The 17,825-nt window shown below is 44.3% G+C and carries 13 protein-coding genes; 5 read left to right on the plus strand and 8 right to left on the minus strand.

Features of this window, described 5'->3' with window-relative positions; all coding sequences use genetic code 11:
- The first annotated feature begins 425 nt into the window (after positions 1-425).
- The 5 genes from FSB76_RS00325 to FSB76_RS00345 all read left to right on the plus strand — a co-directional run bounded on the left by FSB76_RS00325 (position 426) and on the right by FSB76_RS00345 (position 7,190).
- Positions 426-1,784 carry a sigma-54-dependent transcriptional regulator gene (locus FSB76_RS00325; protein ID WP_147051625.1) on the plus strand — a complete coding sequence of 453 codons (1,359 nt, stop codon included), beginning with the start codon at positions 426-428 and terminating at the stop codon, positions 1,782-1,784.
- Positions 1,774-3,123, plus strand: coding sequence for a sensor histidine kinase (locus FSB76_RS00330; protein ID WP_147051626.1), 1,350 nt, complete (start codon positions 1,774-1,776; stop codon positions 3,121-3,123). The genes FSB76_RS00325 and FSB76_RS00330 overlap by 11 nt, the downstream gene beginning before the upstream one ends.
- Positions 3,124-3,709: 586 nt before the next feature.
- Positions 3,710-4,237: an NADPH-dependent FMN reductase gene (locus tag FSB76_RS00335; RefSeq protein WP_147051627.1), complete on the plus strand. Its 528-nt coding sequence runs from the start codon at positions 3,710-3,712 to the stop codon at positions 4,235-4,237.
- A 418-nt stretch (positions 4,238-4,655) separates the two neighbouring features.
- On the plus strand, positions 4,656-6,539 hold the full coding sequence (htpG, locus tag FSB76_RS00340; protein WP_147051628.1) for a molecular chaperone HtpG: 1,884 nt from the start codon (positions 4,656-4,658) through the stop codon (positions 6,537-6,539).
- Between the two features lie 126 nt (positions 6,540-6,665).
- Positions 6,666-7,190, plus strand: a complete 525-nt coding sequence (locus FSB76_RS00345) for a DUF4251 domain-containing protein (RefSeq protein ID WP_147051629.1) — start codon at positions 6,666-6,668, stop codon at positions 7,188-7,190.
- Between the two features lie 59 nt (positions 7,191-7,249).
- Here the strand turns inward: FSB76_RS00345 and eutC are convergent, their stop codons facing one another.
- The 8 genes from eutC to FSB76_RS00385 form a co-directional block, all read right to left on the minus strand.
- Positions 7,250-8,005 (minus strand): ethanolamine ammonia-lyase subunit EutC, encoded by a 756-nt coding sequence (gene eutC / locus FSB76_RS00350; protein WP_147051630.1) that lies wholly within the window; start codon positions 8,003-8,005, stop codon positions 7,250-7,252.
- Between the two features lie 114 nt (positions 8,006-8,119).
- Positions 8,120-9,496, minus strand: a complete 1,377-nt coding sequence (locus FSB76_RS00355) for an ethanolamine ammonia-lyase subunit EutB (protein WP_147051631.1) — start codon at positions 9,494-9,496, stop codon at positions 8,120-8,122.
- 60 nt (positions 9,497-9,556) lie between these two features.
- The gene (eat, locus tag FSB76_RS00360; RefSeq protein WP_147051632.1) at positions 9,557-10,906 is read right to left on the minus strand and encodes an ethanolamine permease; all 1,350 of its coding nucleotides are present in this window, start codon (positions 10,904-10,906) and stop codon (positions 9,557-9,559) included.
- Between the two features lie 157 nt (positions 10,907-11,063).
- Positions 11,064-11,996: a sugar phosphate isomerase/epimerase family protein gene (locus FSB76_RS00365; protein ID WP_147051633.1), complete on the minus strand. Its 933-nt coding sequence runs from the start codon at positions 11,994-11,996 to the stop codon at positions 11,064-11,066.
- Between the two features lie 160 nt (positions 11,997-12,156).
- A complete protein-coding gene (locus FSB76_RS00370; RefSeq protein ID WP_147051634.1) occupies positions 12,157-14,754 on the minus strand; it encodes an MGH1-like glycoside hydrolase domain-containing protein in 2,598 nt (865 codons plus the stop codon).
- Positions 14,755-14,930: 176 nt separating this feature from the next.
- On the minus strand, positions 14,931-16,001 hold the full coding sequence (locus tag FSB76_RS00375; RefSeq protein ID WP_147051635.1) for a dipeptidase: 1,071 nt from the start codon (positions 15,999-16,001) through the stop codon (positions 14,931-14,933).
- A gap of 12 nt (positions 16,002-16,013) precedes the next feature.
- Positions 16,014-17,126 carry a D-TA family PLP-dependent enzyme gene (locus FSB76_RS00380; protein ID WP_147051636.1) on the minus strand — a complete coding sequence of 371 codons (1,113 nt, stop codon included), beginning with the start codon at positions 17,124-17,126 and terminating at the stop codon, positions 16,014-16,016.
- Positions 17,127-17,216: 90 nt separating this feature from the next.
- On the minus strand, positions 17,217-17,681 hold the full coding sequence (locus FSB76_RS00385; RefSeq protein ID WP_147051637.1) for a RidA family protein: 465 nt from the start codon (positions 17,679-17,681) through the stop codon (positions 17,217-17,219).
- Positions 17,682-17,825: the final 144 nt, after the last annotated feature.

The raw sequence follows: 17,825 nt of genomic DNA on the forward strand, positions 1-17,825 counted from the left end.
AACACTGTTTTTCAATACATTAAATACATATTACGTATTTAGGGCGTACGCTTCTGTTACATCAGGTGTTCGGTATTGATACACTAAAATAGCGCGAGTACACCCCGTAACCCATATATTTACCAATACTAAAATTACTAATTTTATCGCCCCTAACTATATCAATATTTGTATTTATACTAAGGGAGTGAAACTTATGCATTCAATTATTAATTTGCAGAAAGTTTTGTTTGCTTCATGGTTCATTATTGATGGTTCATGGCAGGAGGTTTGTTGCAGGTGGTTCATGGATCATAGTTAATGGTTCATGGCTAAGGTTAGCAACCGCCGGTGCTGTAACATTTACAGTTTAACAGGTGTCTGTCATATAACAATCAACAAAATAGAGCCATGAGCCATGACCGATCAACTATGAACCTAAAAACATGATACTAAAAAAAGCTACTATTCTTATTGTTGATGACGACCCGGATGTACTAACTGCCGTAAAGCTGCTGCTAAAAACCCAGGCCGGCGAGGTGATAACCGAGAAGAACCCCGAAAACCTGAACTGGTTACTGCAACGCAACGAGGTTGACCTGGTTTTGCTTGATATGAATTTTAACAGTGCCATTAATACCGGCAACGAGGGTTTGTACTGGCTACGCAAAGTAAAAGACTGGAAGCCCAACGTTTGCGTAATTATGATAACCGCCTATGGCGATATTGACCTGGCCGTGCGCTCATTAAAAGAAGGCGCCGACGACTTTGTGGTAAAACCATGGCATAACGAAAAGCTGATAGGCACCATAAAAGAGCTATTGGATAAAAAGGAAGGTGGTGCCAAAGCCACCAAAGCACCTGCGAAAAATACTGCGGGGGATACATCGATATTGGGCGAATCGGAAGTGATGCAGGATATTTTTTATAAAGTAAATAAAATAGCCCCTACCGATGCCAATATTTTGCTTTTAGGCGAAAATGGTACAGGTAAAGATTTGATGGCCAAAGCTATTCATGAACGATCGTTACGTGCCGATAAGCCTTTTGTTAAGGTTGATGTAGGCGCGCTTACCGATACCTTATTTGAAAGCGAATTATTTGGCCACAAAAAGGGCGCGTTTACCGATGCACGGGAAGACCGCGCCGGCCGTTTTGAAGATGCCCAGGGCGGCACCCTGTTTTTAGACGAGATTGGCAACATCAGCTTACAGCAGCAGGCCAAATTGCTCACCATATTGCAAAACCGCCAGGTTACCCGTTTAGGAACCAACAAGGCAGTGGATGTTGACATCAGGCTGATATGCGCCACCAACGTGCCGATGAGCGAACTGGCGAATGAAAACCGTTTCAGGAAGGATTTAATTTACCGGATAAACACCGTTGAGATTAATATGCCGCCGTTGCGCCGCCGCAGCGAGGATATTGTGATTTTGGCCAGGCATTTTGCCAAATTGTATGCCAGCAAATACCTGAAACCTGCCATGGATTTTGACGGGCCGGCTTTAACAAAATTAAAATCATATAACTATCCGGGTAATGTACGCGAACTGCAATATACTATTGAGCGTGCGGTTATTATGGCCGATGACAGTACGCTAAGGCCCGATGACCTCATTTTTTCTATACTGGAAACGCCGACAGATAATAACATCAATGATGACAACATTCAGTTAAGCACACTGGAGAAAAACGCTATTTTAAAAGTTATTGAAAAACATAACGGCAACATAACCCGTGCTGCCAAAGAATTGGGATTAACCCGTACTGCCCTGTACCGCAGATTAAGCAAATATGATATTTAACCGTTACGAATGGCGGCTGTTGCTGCGTGTTTTTTTATTATTCCTGGCGCTCACTGCCGCCGCTTATGTAACGGTTAAAGGCCAGCCGCTATACCTGGTGATATTTATCCCCCTGGTAATTTACGCCGTGATAGAGATGATACGTTTTCAGAAAAAGGCGCAGGACGAGGTAAACCAGTTTGTTGAATCCATTCACTACCGCGATTTCTCGCGCCATTTTGATGTACGCAAAGCACCAAACGAATTAAAACCGCTGCGTAAAGGCTTCAATGATATTAACACCACATTTAAATTAATAAGCCGCGAACGCGAAACCCAATACCACTACCTGCAAAAGATACTGGAACTGGTAGATACTGGCATCCTATCGTATGAGGAAGATACCGGCAACATCAGCTGGATTAATGAAGCCTTTAAAAAACTGCTCAGCATCCCTTATCTTAAAACCATCCAGTCGCTTGAAAAAAGAGAGCCTGCGCTTTATGATGAACTGGTTAAACTAAAACCCGGCGAAAGCAATATCATCAGCATTACCCGCAACCAGCAGATGGTAAAAATTTTAATAACATCAAGCATGATGCGCAGCGATGATAAGCTGTACAAGCTGCTGGCATTTCAAAACGTGAGCGAGGCGCTGGATGAAACGGAATCGAAAGCATGGTCGAAATTGCTGAACGTGATGACGCACGAGATCATGAACTCGGTTGCGCCCATTTCGTCATTGGCCGATACTTTGAAAAATCGCCTGCAAAGCCCCGAAATTACCGACACCATGGAAGCCTCGGAACTGGAAGACCTGGAGCTGGGCATAGATACCATTAAACGCCGTAGCGATGGCTTGCTGAAGTTTACCGAAAGTTACCGCAGCCTGAACAAGATAACCAAGCTGGAACGCGACAGGATACTGGTGCGCAACCTCTTCGAGAACCTGAACAGCCTGATGAAGCCAACGCTATCTAAAAAGAACATCGAACTGGAAATTATCCTGCGCGACCCTGCCCTGGCTATTGAGGCCGATATAAACCTGATAGAGCAGGTAATGATTAACCTGCTGGTGAATGCCATTGAAGCCGTTAAAGACCGCGATGAGCCCCGCATCACCCTATCTGCCGAGGCCCAAAACAACAATAAAACCCTGGTTAAAATAACCGATAACGGTATGGGTATGCCGCACGAACTGCTGGATAAAATTTTTATCCCCTTCTTTAGCACCAAAAAAACCGGCAGCGGTATTGGTTTAAGCCTATGTAAACAAATTATGCTGCTGCACAAAGGCAACATCCAGGTATTATCAACCGAGGGCAAAGGATCATCGTTTATACTGCAGTTTGTGCCGTAAGCCCCCTAACCCCCTGAAGGGGGAACTTTTTGATTAGCAGGATAGAGATTGTCATCCTGGTACGAAGAATCCATTCGTCGCCAATGCATAACCGCTGGGAAAGTTCGCGGGTAGATGCTTCGTGCCTACCCATGACATGTTTCATTTTCTGTCATCCTGAGCGATAGCGAAGGATCTATTCTACGCCATGCATAACCGCCAAAAAAGTTCGCGAATAGATCCTTCGTTCCTCAGGATGACAGTCGTTTATTTTTGATTGTCATTCTCCCTTCAGAATTTCGCGAAATTTTACCACTCAGCATGACAGGAAACAAATGCTTTTTCCCGATGCCTGTGTCCTCACAGGCATCTTCCCGGCATGTCGTCGGTTATCGGTTTAGCAGTCAGGGATTGTAGATCAATATAGGTATTTATTACCATTTAAAGCCCGAAGTCATTTGCTAAACCATTTTAGCTTGAATTTTATTTTTATTGTTTGTTCGGCCCTCCCAGAACATAAAAAGAATTGAACCTGATTACGATGGAAACTTACGAAGTTTTAAAAACTTCGTAAGTTTGGTTAGGCTCGAACAAATAACTTTTTACCATGAAACATATCCTGGCCATTCCCGGCAGCCTCAGGGCTGGTTCAACAAACCACAATATCCTGAAATACTTAGGTGCCCTGGTATCTGCTGATGTTGATTACAGTATTTACAGCGATCTGGCCCTCATCCCTCCTTTTGACCCTGGCAATGATGATGATTACCCGCCCGAACCGGTTTTTGAATTAAGGGAGCTATTAAAACAGGTGGATGGTGTTATCATCTGCACACCCGAATACGCTTTCGGCGTACCCGGCCAGCTAAAAAACATGCTGGACTGGATGGTATCAAGCGCTTCGTTTTCAGATAAACCGGTGGCTCTAATCACCGCATCCTTAGGTGGCGAGGCTGCACATGCCGCCATGCTATTGATCCTTGGCGCACTAAACGCGCAGGTTGCCGATGGCGCAAAGCTGAATATATCTTTTATAAGGTCGAAGATGGATGGGGAGGGCAACGTTACTGATGTCGCAACTATTGAATTGTTAAAAAATGTTTTGAACGCTTTCTTATCTGTTATTCAGCAGTGATGTTTTTTTCTTGAGTAACAAAATGCGCCTTAACCGTTTTGGCAAAATTAGTTTTGTCTTTCACTTTGTTTTTGCAACCAATTATCGACAATACAAAAAGGAATAGAACGGGACTTGCGGGAAATATTTTATTCATGTTAAGGTTACCTCAGGTGTCGTAAAAATAATAAAATATTAATTTTTACAACTGTTTTTAGCCGACAAAAACCATGTTTGGAAAAAGCGATAAAAAATTGCAAAAAAGTTTAAAAAAGTACCCGAAAAATGTCAAAAAATAGCTAAAAAGTCTCATAAAATATACCATTTGAAAACGAGGTCAAAATTATTAGTCTGCCAATTTGACAACTTCGCCTGCTTTGGAACATGCATTGATGGTTGCAGGTAGAAATTAATATTAATCCATTTATATATCAATATTATGCAAGAAAAAGGCAGCATTTCAATCCACACCGAAAACATTTTTCCGATAATTAAGAAATTTCTTTACTCTGATAATGAGATATTTTTGCGCGAGCTGGTATCTAACGCTGTAGATGCTACCCAAAAAATAAAACGCCTGGCTTCTTTAGGCCAATATAGCGGCGAACTTGGCGATCTGCGCGTTGAAGTTGCATTTGACGAGGTTAAGAAAACCATCACCATATCCGACAATGGTTTGGGTATGACCGCCGAAGAAATAAAAAAATACATCAACCAGATAGCATTTTCGGGCGCTACTGAGTTCATGGAAAAATTCAAGGAAGCTAAGGATGCCAACGAGATCATCGGCCGCTTTGGTTTAGGCTTTTACTCCGCTTTCATGGTGGCCGACAAAGTTGAAATACAAACACTTAGCTACCAGGAAGGCGCCGAACCAGCTTACTGGGTTTGTGATGGCAGCACCGAATTTGAAATTGGCGAAGGCGTTTTGGCCGAGCGCGGTACCGAGATTACCTTGTACATCAACAGCGAATCGGAAGAGTTTTTGAGCAAATACAAATTGCAGGAAATCCTTGACAAATACTGTAAATTTTTACCTGTGCCTATTAAATTTGGCACCAAAACCGAATCTGTTGAGGATGGTGTTGACGAAGAAGGAAAACCTAAATACATTGATGTTCAGGAAGATAATATCATTAACGATACTAACCCTATCTGGACAAAAGCGCCATCTGAATTAAAAGACCAGGATTATCTTGACTTTTACAAACAGCTTTACCCTTTCAGCGAAGACCCGTTATTCTGGATCCACCTGAATGTTGATTATCCTTTCAACCTTACCGGTGTGTTGTATTTCCCTAAGCTGAAAAACGATTTTGAGATCTCGAAAAACAAGATCAAGTTATTTAGCCGCCAGGTATTTATTACCGACGAAGTGAAGGATATAGTGCCTGAGTTTTTGATGCTGTTACATGGTGTAATTGATTCGCCGGATATTCCTTTGAACGTTTCGCGCAGTTTTTTACAGGCCGATAGCAATGTAAAAAAAATAAACAGCTACATCACCAAAAAAGTAGCTGATAAATTGTCAGAACTGTTTAAAGCCGACCGTAAAGCTTACGAAGAAAAATGGACCGACATTGGCCTGTTTGTAAAATACGGTATGGTAAGCGAAGATAAGTTTTATGATAAAGCCAAAGATTTTGTTTTGGTAAGTAACACCAAAAAAGAAAACTTTACCTTACCGGAATACAAAGAAAAAGTTGAAGCCATCCAAACCGATAAAGACGGTCAGCTGGTTTACATTTACACCAACGATCCGGCCAAACAAGATTCGTTTATCCAATCGGCCAACAAAAAAGGTTATGATGTATTGGTGATGAACTCGCCTATTGACAACCACTTCATTAGCCAGCTGGAGCAAAAACTGGAGAAAACTTCGTTGAAACGCGTTGATGCTGATGTGGCCGATAAGCTTATTAAAAAAGACGAAGCGCCTGAATCGGTTTTAACGGATGAGCAATCAACCAAGGTTAAAGATATCTTCAACAAAGCAATTAACAAACCGGCATACAGTGTTCAATTAGAGAGCCTTAATCCGGATGAGTTACCGGTAACCGTAACCATGGATGAGTTTATGCGCCGTATGAAAGACATGGCGGCCATGGGTGGCGGCATGGGCTTTTATGGCAATATGCCCGATAATTACAAAGTAATTGTTAATGGCAACCACAAATTGATAACCCGCATTTTACAGGAAGAGAACGAAGAAGTACAAGCGCAGTTATCAAAACAGGCATTTGACCTGGCCCTGCTTTCGCAAGGTTTATTAACCGGTGCCGAACTTACCGAATTTGTAAATCGCAGCGTTAATTTGATTTAACGATTATTGCTGATATAACAAAAGCCACCTGCAAAAACGGGTGGCTTTTTTATTTAAATATATGTTAAATTTGTTATGGAATAAACCATAAACCGGCATCCTTGTCTAAACTTTAAATCATTTATTATGAAATTATTGAATAGAATATCTGTAGTTGCTGCCTTTATTTTTATCGGCATAAATATGGCAGGCGCACAGACCCGCCAGGAAAAAAAAGCAGCCCGTGTTGCTGAAGTAAAACAACTTATCGAAAGTCAAAACTTTGTTTTTGATGCCAATTATGTGAATCCTTCAAGAGGCGCCGGCAGGGCCTTAACGTCGTCCGATTACGATTTAACGATAACAAAAGATACGATTATTGCCTACCTTCCCTATTTTGGCCGCGCTTATGTAGCACCTTCATATGGCTCAACTGAGGGCGGTATTAAATTCACCAATACCCACTTCACTTATGCATTAAAGGCCGGCAAAAAAGACGGCTGGAACATCACCATCAAGCCCACCAACAAAAACATAGGCGATTCGCGCGATGTACAATCGCTGTATCTAACTGTTAGTTCGGATGGTTATGCGTCTCTCCAGGTAATCAGCACCAACCGCGATGCCATATCGTTTAACGGTACTATCCAGCAAAGGCCGGTAAAAAAGTGATAAGTCTTGAGTACTAAGTCGCAAGTTCGTCTGTGGGCTTACGACTTCAGACATGCAACTTACGACTCAATCAATCCGGCATTATCCTTCAATTCTACACCGGATAGTTTTCGTTTAAATGCCTCGCTGATAAGGTAAAATATCTTTTTGGCCGCTTTTTTATAGGTAAGGCCCTTGGGGCGGATGTTTGAAACGCAATTTCGGGATTCGTCTGTTAACCCGGGTTTAGGGGCGTAAGTGAGGTACGCTCCTACGCTATCTGCCGAGCTCAATCCAGGCCTTTCGCCAATAAGCACAAGAGATAGTTGCGCTTTAAGGTTATAGCCAATATCATCGCCTATAGCTACCCGGCCTTGCTCAACCAGGCTTATTGGCGCAAACTTAAAACCAGCAGCCAGTAACAACGGGATAAGTTCTTTTAGCAGGCCAAATGTGTTTTCATTTACGGCCGTCGCCGAAAGTCCGTCGGCTATAATGATGGCGATATCGGTTTGAATAAAATAATCTTCCAGTTGGCTTAACGAAGCTTCATTCAGTTTACGGCCAAAATCCGGGCGTTGCAGATACTGCCGGCGATGGGTTACCCGGCTGTGCAGCTGCAGTACTGGCAAACTAAACTGTTTAAATACATCGGTTAAGTAATTGATATTCAATTCCGAATAAACCGCGTCGCGCGCGTGGGCATGGGCCAGTTTAAAATCAAGAGATTGTTTCAGCGGGATACTTGTACCCACACGGCCAATAGCTATGCGGGCAGTAGTAAACTCCTGCAATGCCTTTAAGGGTTCTATTTCGTGGGGGATATTTCTTTTCATGTCTCTATATCAAAGTAAAAGCCTGTTTTTTAAACTGTCCTTTACCCCATATTCTTTACACCTGCCTTTCTTACCTTTCGCCTTTTCCCTTTCACCTGCTCCCACCAACTCCTCCTAAACCATCGCTCCTAACAACCCGTGCCCGGAGTCGATTGGTATCATATTACCTTTGGTGTCGATAATTCCTTGTTTTATTAACCATTGTTCAAATTCGGGCGCTGGTTTTAAGCCAAGTACTTTGCGCAGGTATAGGGCATCATGGAATGAGGTGGATTGGTAGTTAAGCATAATATCATCAGCACCCGGAATACCCATTACAAAGTTACAACCCGCCACGCCCAGCAGGGTTAACAGGTTATCCATATCATCCTGGTCAGCCTCGGCGTGGTTGGTATAGCAAACATCGCAGCCCATGGGCAAACCAAGCAGCTTACCGCAAAAATGGTCTTCCAATGCCGCCCGGATGATCTGCTTGCCATCATATAAATATTCAGGCCCGATGAAACCAACTACTGTATTCACTAACAGCGGTTTAAATTTACGGGCTACTGCATATGCCCTTACCTCGCAGGTCTGCTGATCAACGCCAAAGTTGGCATTGGCAGATAGTGCACTCCCCTGTCCGGTTTCAAAGTACATGACATTATTGCCCACCGTGCCGCGGTTAAGTGATAGCGTTGCCTGGTAGGCTTCTTCAATTAAATTGAGGCTGATACCGAAACTTGTATTGGCTTTTTCGGTACCTGCAATTGATTGAAAGCAAAGATCCACTGGTGCACCTTCGTTAATCAGTTGTAAAGTGGTAGTAATATGGCTTAATACACAGGTTTGCGTGGGGATATTAAACTGCTGCCTAACATTGTCCATAAGCCTTAATAAACTACTTACCGCGGCGGGGCTATCAGTAGCGGGATTTATACCGATGGTGGCGTCGCCACTGCCATGTAAGAGTCCATCGATAATGCTCGCGGCCACCCCTCTCGGATCGTCTGTTGGATGGTTTGGCTGTAAACGGGTGCTAAAATGCCCGCTTAACCCAATTGTATTACGAAACCTGGTTACCACCCTGCATTTTTTTGCTATCGCAATTAAATCCTGGTTGCGCATTAGTTTAGATACTGCTGCAACCATTTCGGGCGTCAGTCCATCGGCAATATCCGTTAGGGTTTGGGTGCCTGTTTCATCACTTAACAACCAATCGCGTAATTCGCCAACAGTTAAATGGCTTATTTGGCTGAATGATTTAACATCATGACTATCAATAATTAAACGGGTTACTTCATCCTCTTCATAAGGCACAACAACCTCATTTAAAAATGTTTTGAGCGGCACATCGGCCAGGGTTATTTGCGCGGCAACCCGTTCCTCATAGCTACCGGCGCATACGCCGGCCAACTCATCGCCCGAGCGGTAGGGCGATGCCTTGCCCAACAAAGTTTTCAAATCCTGAAACTTGTAAACCTTATGTCGTATGGTGTGGCGGTATGGCATTTTTGTTCATTAGTTCACTGGTTCATTAGTTCATTGGTGCTTACGGGTATCTTTGTTCATTTACAGATCAGGCGTTGCCATCATTTCGTCTGTAAGGGCTACTTTGTGTTTGCCCATAAGGATAAATATAATACTGATCAGGAGCAGGCCTGCAAAAAATATAATGCTCACCGTAAAGTTAAACCACATAATGGCAAATAAACTTACTATTGTTATAAGCAGCGCTATACCCGGAAACCAGGGGTACACAGGTGCCTTAAATGGTCGTGGAAGCCTTGGCTCCTTTTTCCTTAGGATGAACAAGCTCACCATGCACATAATGTACATGACAACTGCACCCAAAACCGACAGCACCAAAATTTGTGAGGTGCCATTTTTTGTATGGGTACCAATATAAATGGCGATAAAACTAACGGCTCCGGCTACAACCAACGCCCAATGCGGCGTTTTAAACCGGTGGTTTACGATATCTAATCCCTTTGGTAAATAACCACTCCTGGCCATGGCAAACACCTGCCTTGACGATGCCAGAATAGTGCCATGAAGCGATGCTATCAGCCCAAACAAGCCGATGCTGGCAAATATTTTGGTTAAGCCGCTTGCCTTGCCCAGTACAATCCCTATTGCTTCGGGCAAGGGGTAATCTAAAGTGCTTAGTTTGCGCCAATCGGTTATCCCGCCGGTAACAATCATTACGCCTAATGCCAATGCTACCAATGTAGCCAGGGCGCTAATGTAACCTTTAGGTATATCTTTTCGCGGGTCTTTAACTTCTTCGGCAACCATCGCTACGCCTTCAATAGCAAGGTAAAACCATATGGCAAACGGAAGGGCGGCAAATACACCTCCCCAGCCAAAAGGCATTGGATTACTCATGTAGTTACTCATTTTAAAATGAGGCGAAACTATACCTAAATACAAAACCAATTCGGCAACCGCCAAAATGGTTATGAATACCGAAAATGCAGCAGATTCTTTTACACCGAAACCATTAAGCAACAGGAATGCCGCATTAAATACCAAAGCCGAATGCATAACCGGGATTTCGGGGTATAAAAAGTGAAGGTAACTCCCTAAGGAAATAGCGATTGCCGGCGATGCAAAAAGAAAATCAATAAGCGTGGCATAACCGGCTATCAGGCCGCCAAATGGCCCCATGGCCCGGTAGCCGTAGGCAAAGGCCCCGCCTGCATGCGGAATTGCCGTGGTGAGTTCTGTGTAACTGAAAATGAACGTAATATACATCACAGTTATAACCACTGTGGCTATAAGCATCCCGATTGTACCGGCAACATCCCATCCAAAATTCCAGCCAAAGTATTCACCAGAGATCACCAGCCCTACAGCTATCGCCCATAAATGGACTGGTTTTAAAACTCTCTTTAATTGCTCTGCCGGGGGTGTTGCCATACGTTTTGATTTGCCGCCTTAAGATACTTATTGCGGGCCGAATATCAAAATAAAGACAGTCGTAAAGTGCCCCACCTAAATCCTCCCCGGAAGGGAGGACTTTAAGAAGGCATTGCAAACCAAAAGTCTCCCCTACCGGGGGAGATTTAGAGGGGGCTTAAACCTTCAACGTATTTTTTAAATAACCTATGCTGCTGGTAATGCTTGCCAGCGGATCTTTTGGCCCGTCGTGTTCAACAAAGAAATGCTTCATGCCGGCTGATTTAGCGGCTGCGAAGATTGGCTTAAAGTCGATAGTGCCGCTGCCTACAGGTAAAATGGTTTTACGCTCGGCATCCAAATCTTTCACATGCCAAAGCGGGAAACGGCCGGGATGTTGTTTAAACATTTCGACAGGGTCTTTACCGCCTTTAACGGCCCATGCCAAGTCGAGCTCCATTTTTACATTCTGTGGATCGGTTTCGCTCAGCAAAAGATCATAAGGAACTTTGCCGTCAACGGCATGAAATTCCATATCATGATTATGATAGGCAAATTGGATACCTACCTTTTTGGCGGCCTCACCCGTTTTGTTCAATACTTCAATGGTCGATTTGATTTCTTCGAGCGTTGCAGTTGGCGAATTGGCGCAAACCAGGTATTTAATACCGCCTGCGGCTGCATCATCAACCAGCTCCCGCATATTATCGCGCAGGTTTTTCATTGGCGGTATAACCATCGGTTTGCCATCGGCGCCGTTTGGCAACTTTGTTCCGGGAGGGAGTTTAAATGGTGCGCCCAACACGTGGTGCGATGTCCAGTTCATGCCCAGGTCATTTACCATGGCTTTAAACTCTTTGGGTGTCATACCATAGTAGCCGCCTTTTTTGCTGAAGGCCGATTCCATGTCTTTGAAGCCAAGGGCTGCTATTTTTGTCAGCGTGCCTTTTACATCCTCGTCAATAACTCCAAAAAAAGTGAATAGCTGTAAACCAATGGCATGCGGAGCAGCCATATTGCTCAATAAGGATGCAGCCCTGCCAGATAAGGCCATGCCGCCAAGCACCAAAGTCCCGGTGCTTTGGATAAATTTTCTCCTGTTGTAATTCATGCTGATAATTTAGTTTTAAGTGGTACAGTAAATCTAAATAATAATTATCAGCAAATTAAAGTTTATTGTGTCTTTTTTACACATTAAGTTTTTCTCCAAAGATCTCACTCGAATTAGAGAGACTTTTTTAAGTCTTTCTCCCAGGGAGGATTAAGAGGGGCTACTTGTGCAAACAATTAGCAATCAGCCCGGTCCACCCGGTTTGGTGAGATGCTCCTGCGCCCCTGCCTGTATCGCCGTCAAAATATTCGTAAAAAAGTATATAGTCCTTAAAATTCGGATCGGTTTGCATTTTGTGATTTGCGCCGAATAACGGACGGTTACCTTTATCATCGCGCGTAAACAATTTAGATACGCGGTTGTAAAGTTCGCCCGCCACTTCGCCAAGGTTCATAAAGTTGCCGGAGCCGGTGGGGCATTCTACTTTAAAATCGTCGCCATAAAAATGGTGAAAACGATGCAAGCTATCGATGATCAGGTAGTTTATTGGCATCCAGATAGGCCCCCGCCAGTTGCTGTTGCCGCCAAAAAGTCCGCTATCACTTTCGCCGGGGGTGTACCGAATACCAAAATCAACTCCGTTAACTGATACCTTATATGGATTGTCCAGGTGATATTTAGATAAGGAGCGGATACCGTAATCACTTAAAAACTCCTTTTCGTCCAGCATGTATTTCAGCAACGATTTCATCCTGTACCCACGCAGCAAACTGATAAGATGTTTGCCATTGTTACTTGTCTCGTTCCAGCGCGAGACTAAGGATGCCAAATCCGGGCGTTTTTCGGCAAACCATTTCATCCGCTCTTTAAATATCGGGCTATCGGCTATATCGGCCTCATCTAATACCTCCGTTGCGAATAGCGGAATCAAGCCTACGATGCTTCTTACCCGCATTTTTACCGAGCCATCATCCGGGAAACGGATCTGGTCGTAAAAAAAGCCATCTTCGTCGTCCCAAAGTCCTTCGTTATTCTCGCCAAGGTTTGACATGGCCCCCACGATATAAATAAAGTGCTCAAAAAATTTCGAAGCTATATCCTGGTATGCCTTATCCGTTTCGGCAAGCTCGGTTGCTATGCGTAACAGGTTAAGCGAGTACATGGCCATCCAACTGGTACCATCGGCTTGTTCCAGGTGTTGTCCGGATGGCAGGCGGGTATTTCTGTCGAAAACACCGATATTATCCATGCCAAGAAAGCCGCCTTCAAAGATATTGTTACCGGCCTCGTCCTTACGGTTTACCCACCAGGTAAAATTGAGCATGAGTTTATGGAAAATCCTTTCCAAAAAGTAGGTATCGCCCTTTCCGTTATTTGCAGCCTTATCCGTTTTATAAATATTCCAGACGGCCATGGCATGCACCGGCGGGTTTACATCGCTAAAATCCCATTCATAGGCCGGCAGTTGCCCGTTGGGATGCATATACCAATCGCGGGTAAGTAGTATGAGTTGATTTTTTGCGAATGCCATATCAATTGTCGCTAATGGAAGGCAATGGAAAGCCAGGTCCCAGGCGGCAAACCAGGGATATTCCCATTTATCGGGCATCGATATTACATCCTTGGTATTTAAATGTTTCCATTTGCTGTTGCGTGCATTTTCACGGCTGGCGGGTGGCTCGGGCTGCGAAGGATCGCCGTTGAGCCATTGACGAATATCGGAATAATAAAATTGCTTATTCCACAGCATCCCGGCAAAAGCCTGGCGTTGAATAAGGCACTTGTCGGCATCGTCTTTATTACTGTAAATATCTGCGTAAAACTGGTCGGCCTCGGTTATACGTACATTAAATATATTGTCAAAGTCCTCAAAACCGCAATTGGCATCCGGCGAAAGCCTGAGCCTGATGGTAACGCTTTGCCTGGCGGCAACGTTTATATCATAATTAATTGCTGCCTTTGTACCGGTTTTCTTTGGGTTGATAGTATCGGCCCCGTGAACTACATAATCATTAATACCGTCTTTATGGTAGTTGTGGCCGCTATCAAAATTATATAGCCGCTGCATGTTGGTTTCATTATCGCAAAACAATACCGCAGGATTATCCTCCGAATGCAGCCAAAGCTGCCCGAGATCTTCATGAAATATGCCGGTTACGCCGTTACCATGGGCCGAGATTTGCGGCTTGTAATCATCATATCCCCAGCCCCAGGTATTACGAAACCACAGTGTAGGCATCACATTCAATGCGGCATCCTTATCGCCCCGATTATGGATGGTAATTTTTATAAGGATATCATTTTGGTCATTCTTGGCATATTCTGTAAAAACATCAAAATATTCGTCGTTATCAAAAATACCGGTATCTATCAGCTCAAACTCGGGATCATTGCGGGTACGGCGCTTGTTTTCGTTAACCAGCCAGGCGTACGGAAATTCATTTTGCGGGTACTTGTACAACGTTTTCATGTACGAGTGCGTTGGCGTGCTATCCAGGTAATAGTATAATTCCTTAACATCCTCGCCGTGGTTTCCCTCGGGGTTACTGAGGCCGAAGTAACGCTCCTTGATGATGGGGTCTTTTTTATTCCAGAGGGATATCGCAAAACAAAGATTTTGCTGGCGGTCGCAAATGCCGGCTATGCCTTCCTCGCCCCAGCGATAGGCTTTGCTGCGGGCCATATCATGGGTTATATAGTTCCAGGCATCGCCATTCGCGCTGTAATCTTCCCTAACAGTACCCCATTGGCGGTCACTCACATAGGGGCCCCACTTTTTCCAGGTTGCATCTTTTAATCTTGCTTGTTCTGCATTCATGAATGCAAAGTAGGCTTATTTGAAATAATTAACAGAATTACAGGAGATGTTTTACACGAGGGTGAAAAAGAAGAATCAAGAATTAAGAGTCAAGAATCAAGATTTGAACAAAATATTCCCAGGAATTGTTACTCCAGAATCTAACGAAAACATTTAACAACATGGTTATTCAAACTTTACCCCCAGGCCTTCCTCAAAAATCTTAGCCAGTTACCGTGCATCATGTTTTCAATGTCAACATCGGTATAACCTCGTTTTTTTAATAAATCGGGCACTTTTTGCAAATCGGCAATGGTCTCCAGGTCATATGGGCATTGCTCCCGGCCAAAAGCGCCGTCAAGATCGGTACCCATACCTACATGCAGCGCGTTACCGGCTACCTGGCAAATATGATCGATGTGGTCTACCATCACCTCCATATTGCAGTTCATCCCTTTGGGGGTTGATACGCCCCTCACCCATCCCGGCACCATCATCCAGGCATCCAATGCAGCACCAATTACCGCCCCGCGATCAACCAACGCCTTAATCATCTCGTCGCTGTACTGTCGGTTGTGGTTTACCAGTGCGCGGCAGTTGTTGTGGCTGGCCCAAACGTGGCCGTTGAAATGATCAAGGGCCTCCCAAAAACTATCATCGCACAGGTGCGTTGCATCCAGGATAATATTCAGGCGTTCCATTTCTTTAAGCAACTCATGCCCTTTTGGCCCCATATAGCCGGTTGCATCGGTACCCTGGGCATACCTGCCGGGGCCGTAGTGGGCCGGGCCTACAGCCCTCAGGCCGTATTTATGGGCGCGTTCCAGATGTTGTACCGTAACAATTGAGTCTGCGCCTTCCAAACTCAGGATGTATCCTACAGCCTTAGTTTCTGTGGATTGACCATCGTTCCAATAAGTAAGATGTTTCTCTAATGACTCCAGATTATTTACCTGCACCATCTGGCCGGCATCTTCCATGGCTTTGTACCAGGCTACCTGTCCCTGTGTTTGCGCCCAGGCCTGTTCGGGCGAGTGCCAGCCCGGCAACGGGTTACCGGGAGCCACGTAACGGCCAATTTGTGTGGCTACCACCAAACCAATATTACCCTTACGCAATTCGGGCAAAGTAACAACGGCTTTGGCGCGGTCAGGTTTGTCGGTAAGCCCAACTTCACGCTGGTTTAATTCGGCCAGGGGGCGGGTTAAGTCGCGGTTCCACTCCAGGGCGTTCATGCTCAGATCTAAATGGGCATCAATTACAAACATATTTTTTTATGATCAGATAGTGATTTTACGGTCGCGGGCCAGGTTAAGCCATTCGCCGGTAAGTTTATTATTTTCGATGGTATAAACGCGTTCATACAAAGCCACCGTTGGGCATACATGATGCGGGATGCCATAAAGCACGTCGCCTATCTCATAGCTATGCCCTTTACCCGCATCAACAACCAAATGTTCCTCGCTTTGGCCAAGGGGTACCAGTTGGGGTGCATTTAAAAAGTAAATCCGTTTGTTCAGTTCATTTTCAGCCGAAATAGATTTGTGCCCAACATCCAGGCAAAGTTTAGTAGCATCGGGCAACGATACAACCCGTGTAACTACCAATACTGCCGGCAAAAAGGGCTGCTCCGGTATCCCCAATTCATAACCCCTGTCCCAATAAACAAAAGTACCCGGGCTGCATTCTACAACAGGTCTTTTTGAATGAATGGTAAACGTTGGCGAGCCGCCGGCAATAATAACCGGTTCGGGATAATCTTTCGCTTTCAAATCCTGTTGCAGCTTTAATACAGGTGCAAAACCGGCATCGCAGCGCTGTTTTCGCTTTGTCACGTCAACATCGTGAATGTGGCCGTCGTAAGCATGCAAGCCAACCGGCGTAATCCCTGGCAATACGGCGCAATCCATATATAACTGTAGCGCATCAAAACCGGGTGCAATGCCTGTACGGTTCATGCCAACATTCAGATCAAGGTAAACATCAATGGTAATTTTACTAACTACAGCGGCATCCGAAATTTCTTTGGCTGCTAAATCGTTATCAACTAAACACGAGAAGCGGGTTTGCGGATAAGCGTGGGTTAATTTGATAAACCTATCCAGCTTGGGGCCAACAGGCTGGTAAGCCAGCAAAACATCGGGCGCTTTACACATGCCCAGCAGCTCTGCTTCGGCAATGGTGGCGCACTTGAATTTATTAATCCCGGCTTCAAGCAATAGCTGCGTAACCTGTTTGTTTTTGTAAGTTTTAATATGAGGGCGTAATCGTGCCACATCATCAATCATGGTTTTAAGCATATTGATGTTGGACTGTACCCTATCGGGATAAACAACCAAAGCCGGGGTATCCAGCTTATCTACATTATTAATTATAAACCAGTGTTGATCCATATTTTTGTCTGAACCGGGATTAAAGAGAGTTTCAGATTCCCGGGATTTTTTCTGTCTTGATTCTTGACTCTTAATTCTTGATTCTATTCATTAAACCAATTCAAACAAAGCCTCAATTTCAACAGGGATGTTATCGGGCAACGATCCCATGCCTACCGCGCTGCGTACACCAATTCCATTTTCCTCGCCCCAGATTTTGGCAAAAAGTTCGCTGGCGCCGTTTATGATGAAGGGATGCTTTTCAAAATCGGGGGTGCAGTTAACCATACCCAGTACTTTGATAACTCTTTTTACGTTATCAAAGCTGCCTATGTTTGCTTTAATAGTGGCAAGCATAGCCAAACCAACCTGGCGGGCAGCAAGTTTGCCATCTTCCATATTTATGGTATCGCCAATACGGCCTATAATCAGGGTTCCATCATCCTGTACCGTTCCGTGGCCAGATAAGTAAAGGTATTTTCCATCAACTAAACATGGTTTATAAACGCCAAGCGGCTTTGGTGCAGGCGGCAGGTTTAAGCCCAATGCTGCAAAATTTTCTTCGGGAGTGCTCATATTGTAAAACTATAGTATTTTCAAATCTAAAAATACTATTGATAAAGTTGCGAAAACATATTTAAATATTTTAAAAACTTACGATATGGCAACAGGTGGGTCAGAAACGATATAAAAGAAGCAACATAACGCAAATTATTTGCC

The sequence above is a fragment of the Mucilaginibacter ginsenosidivorax genome (genome assembly GCF_007971525.1).
Classification (GTDB): domain Bacteria; phylum Bacteroidota; class Bacteroidia; order Sphingobacteriales; family Sphingobacteriaceae; genus Mucilaginibacter; species Mucilaginibacter ginsenosidivorax.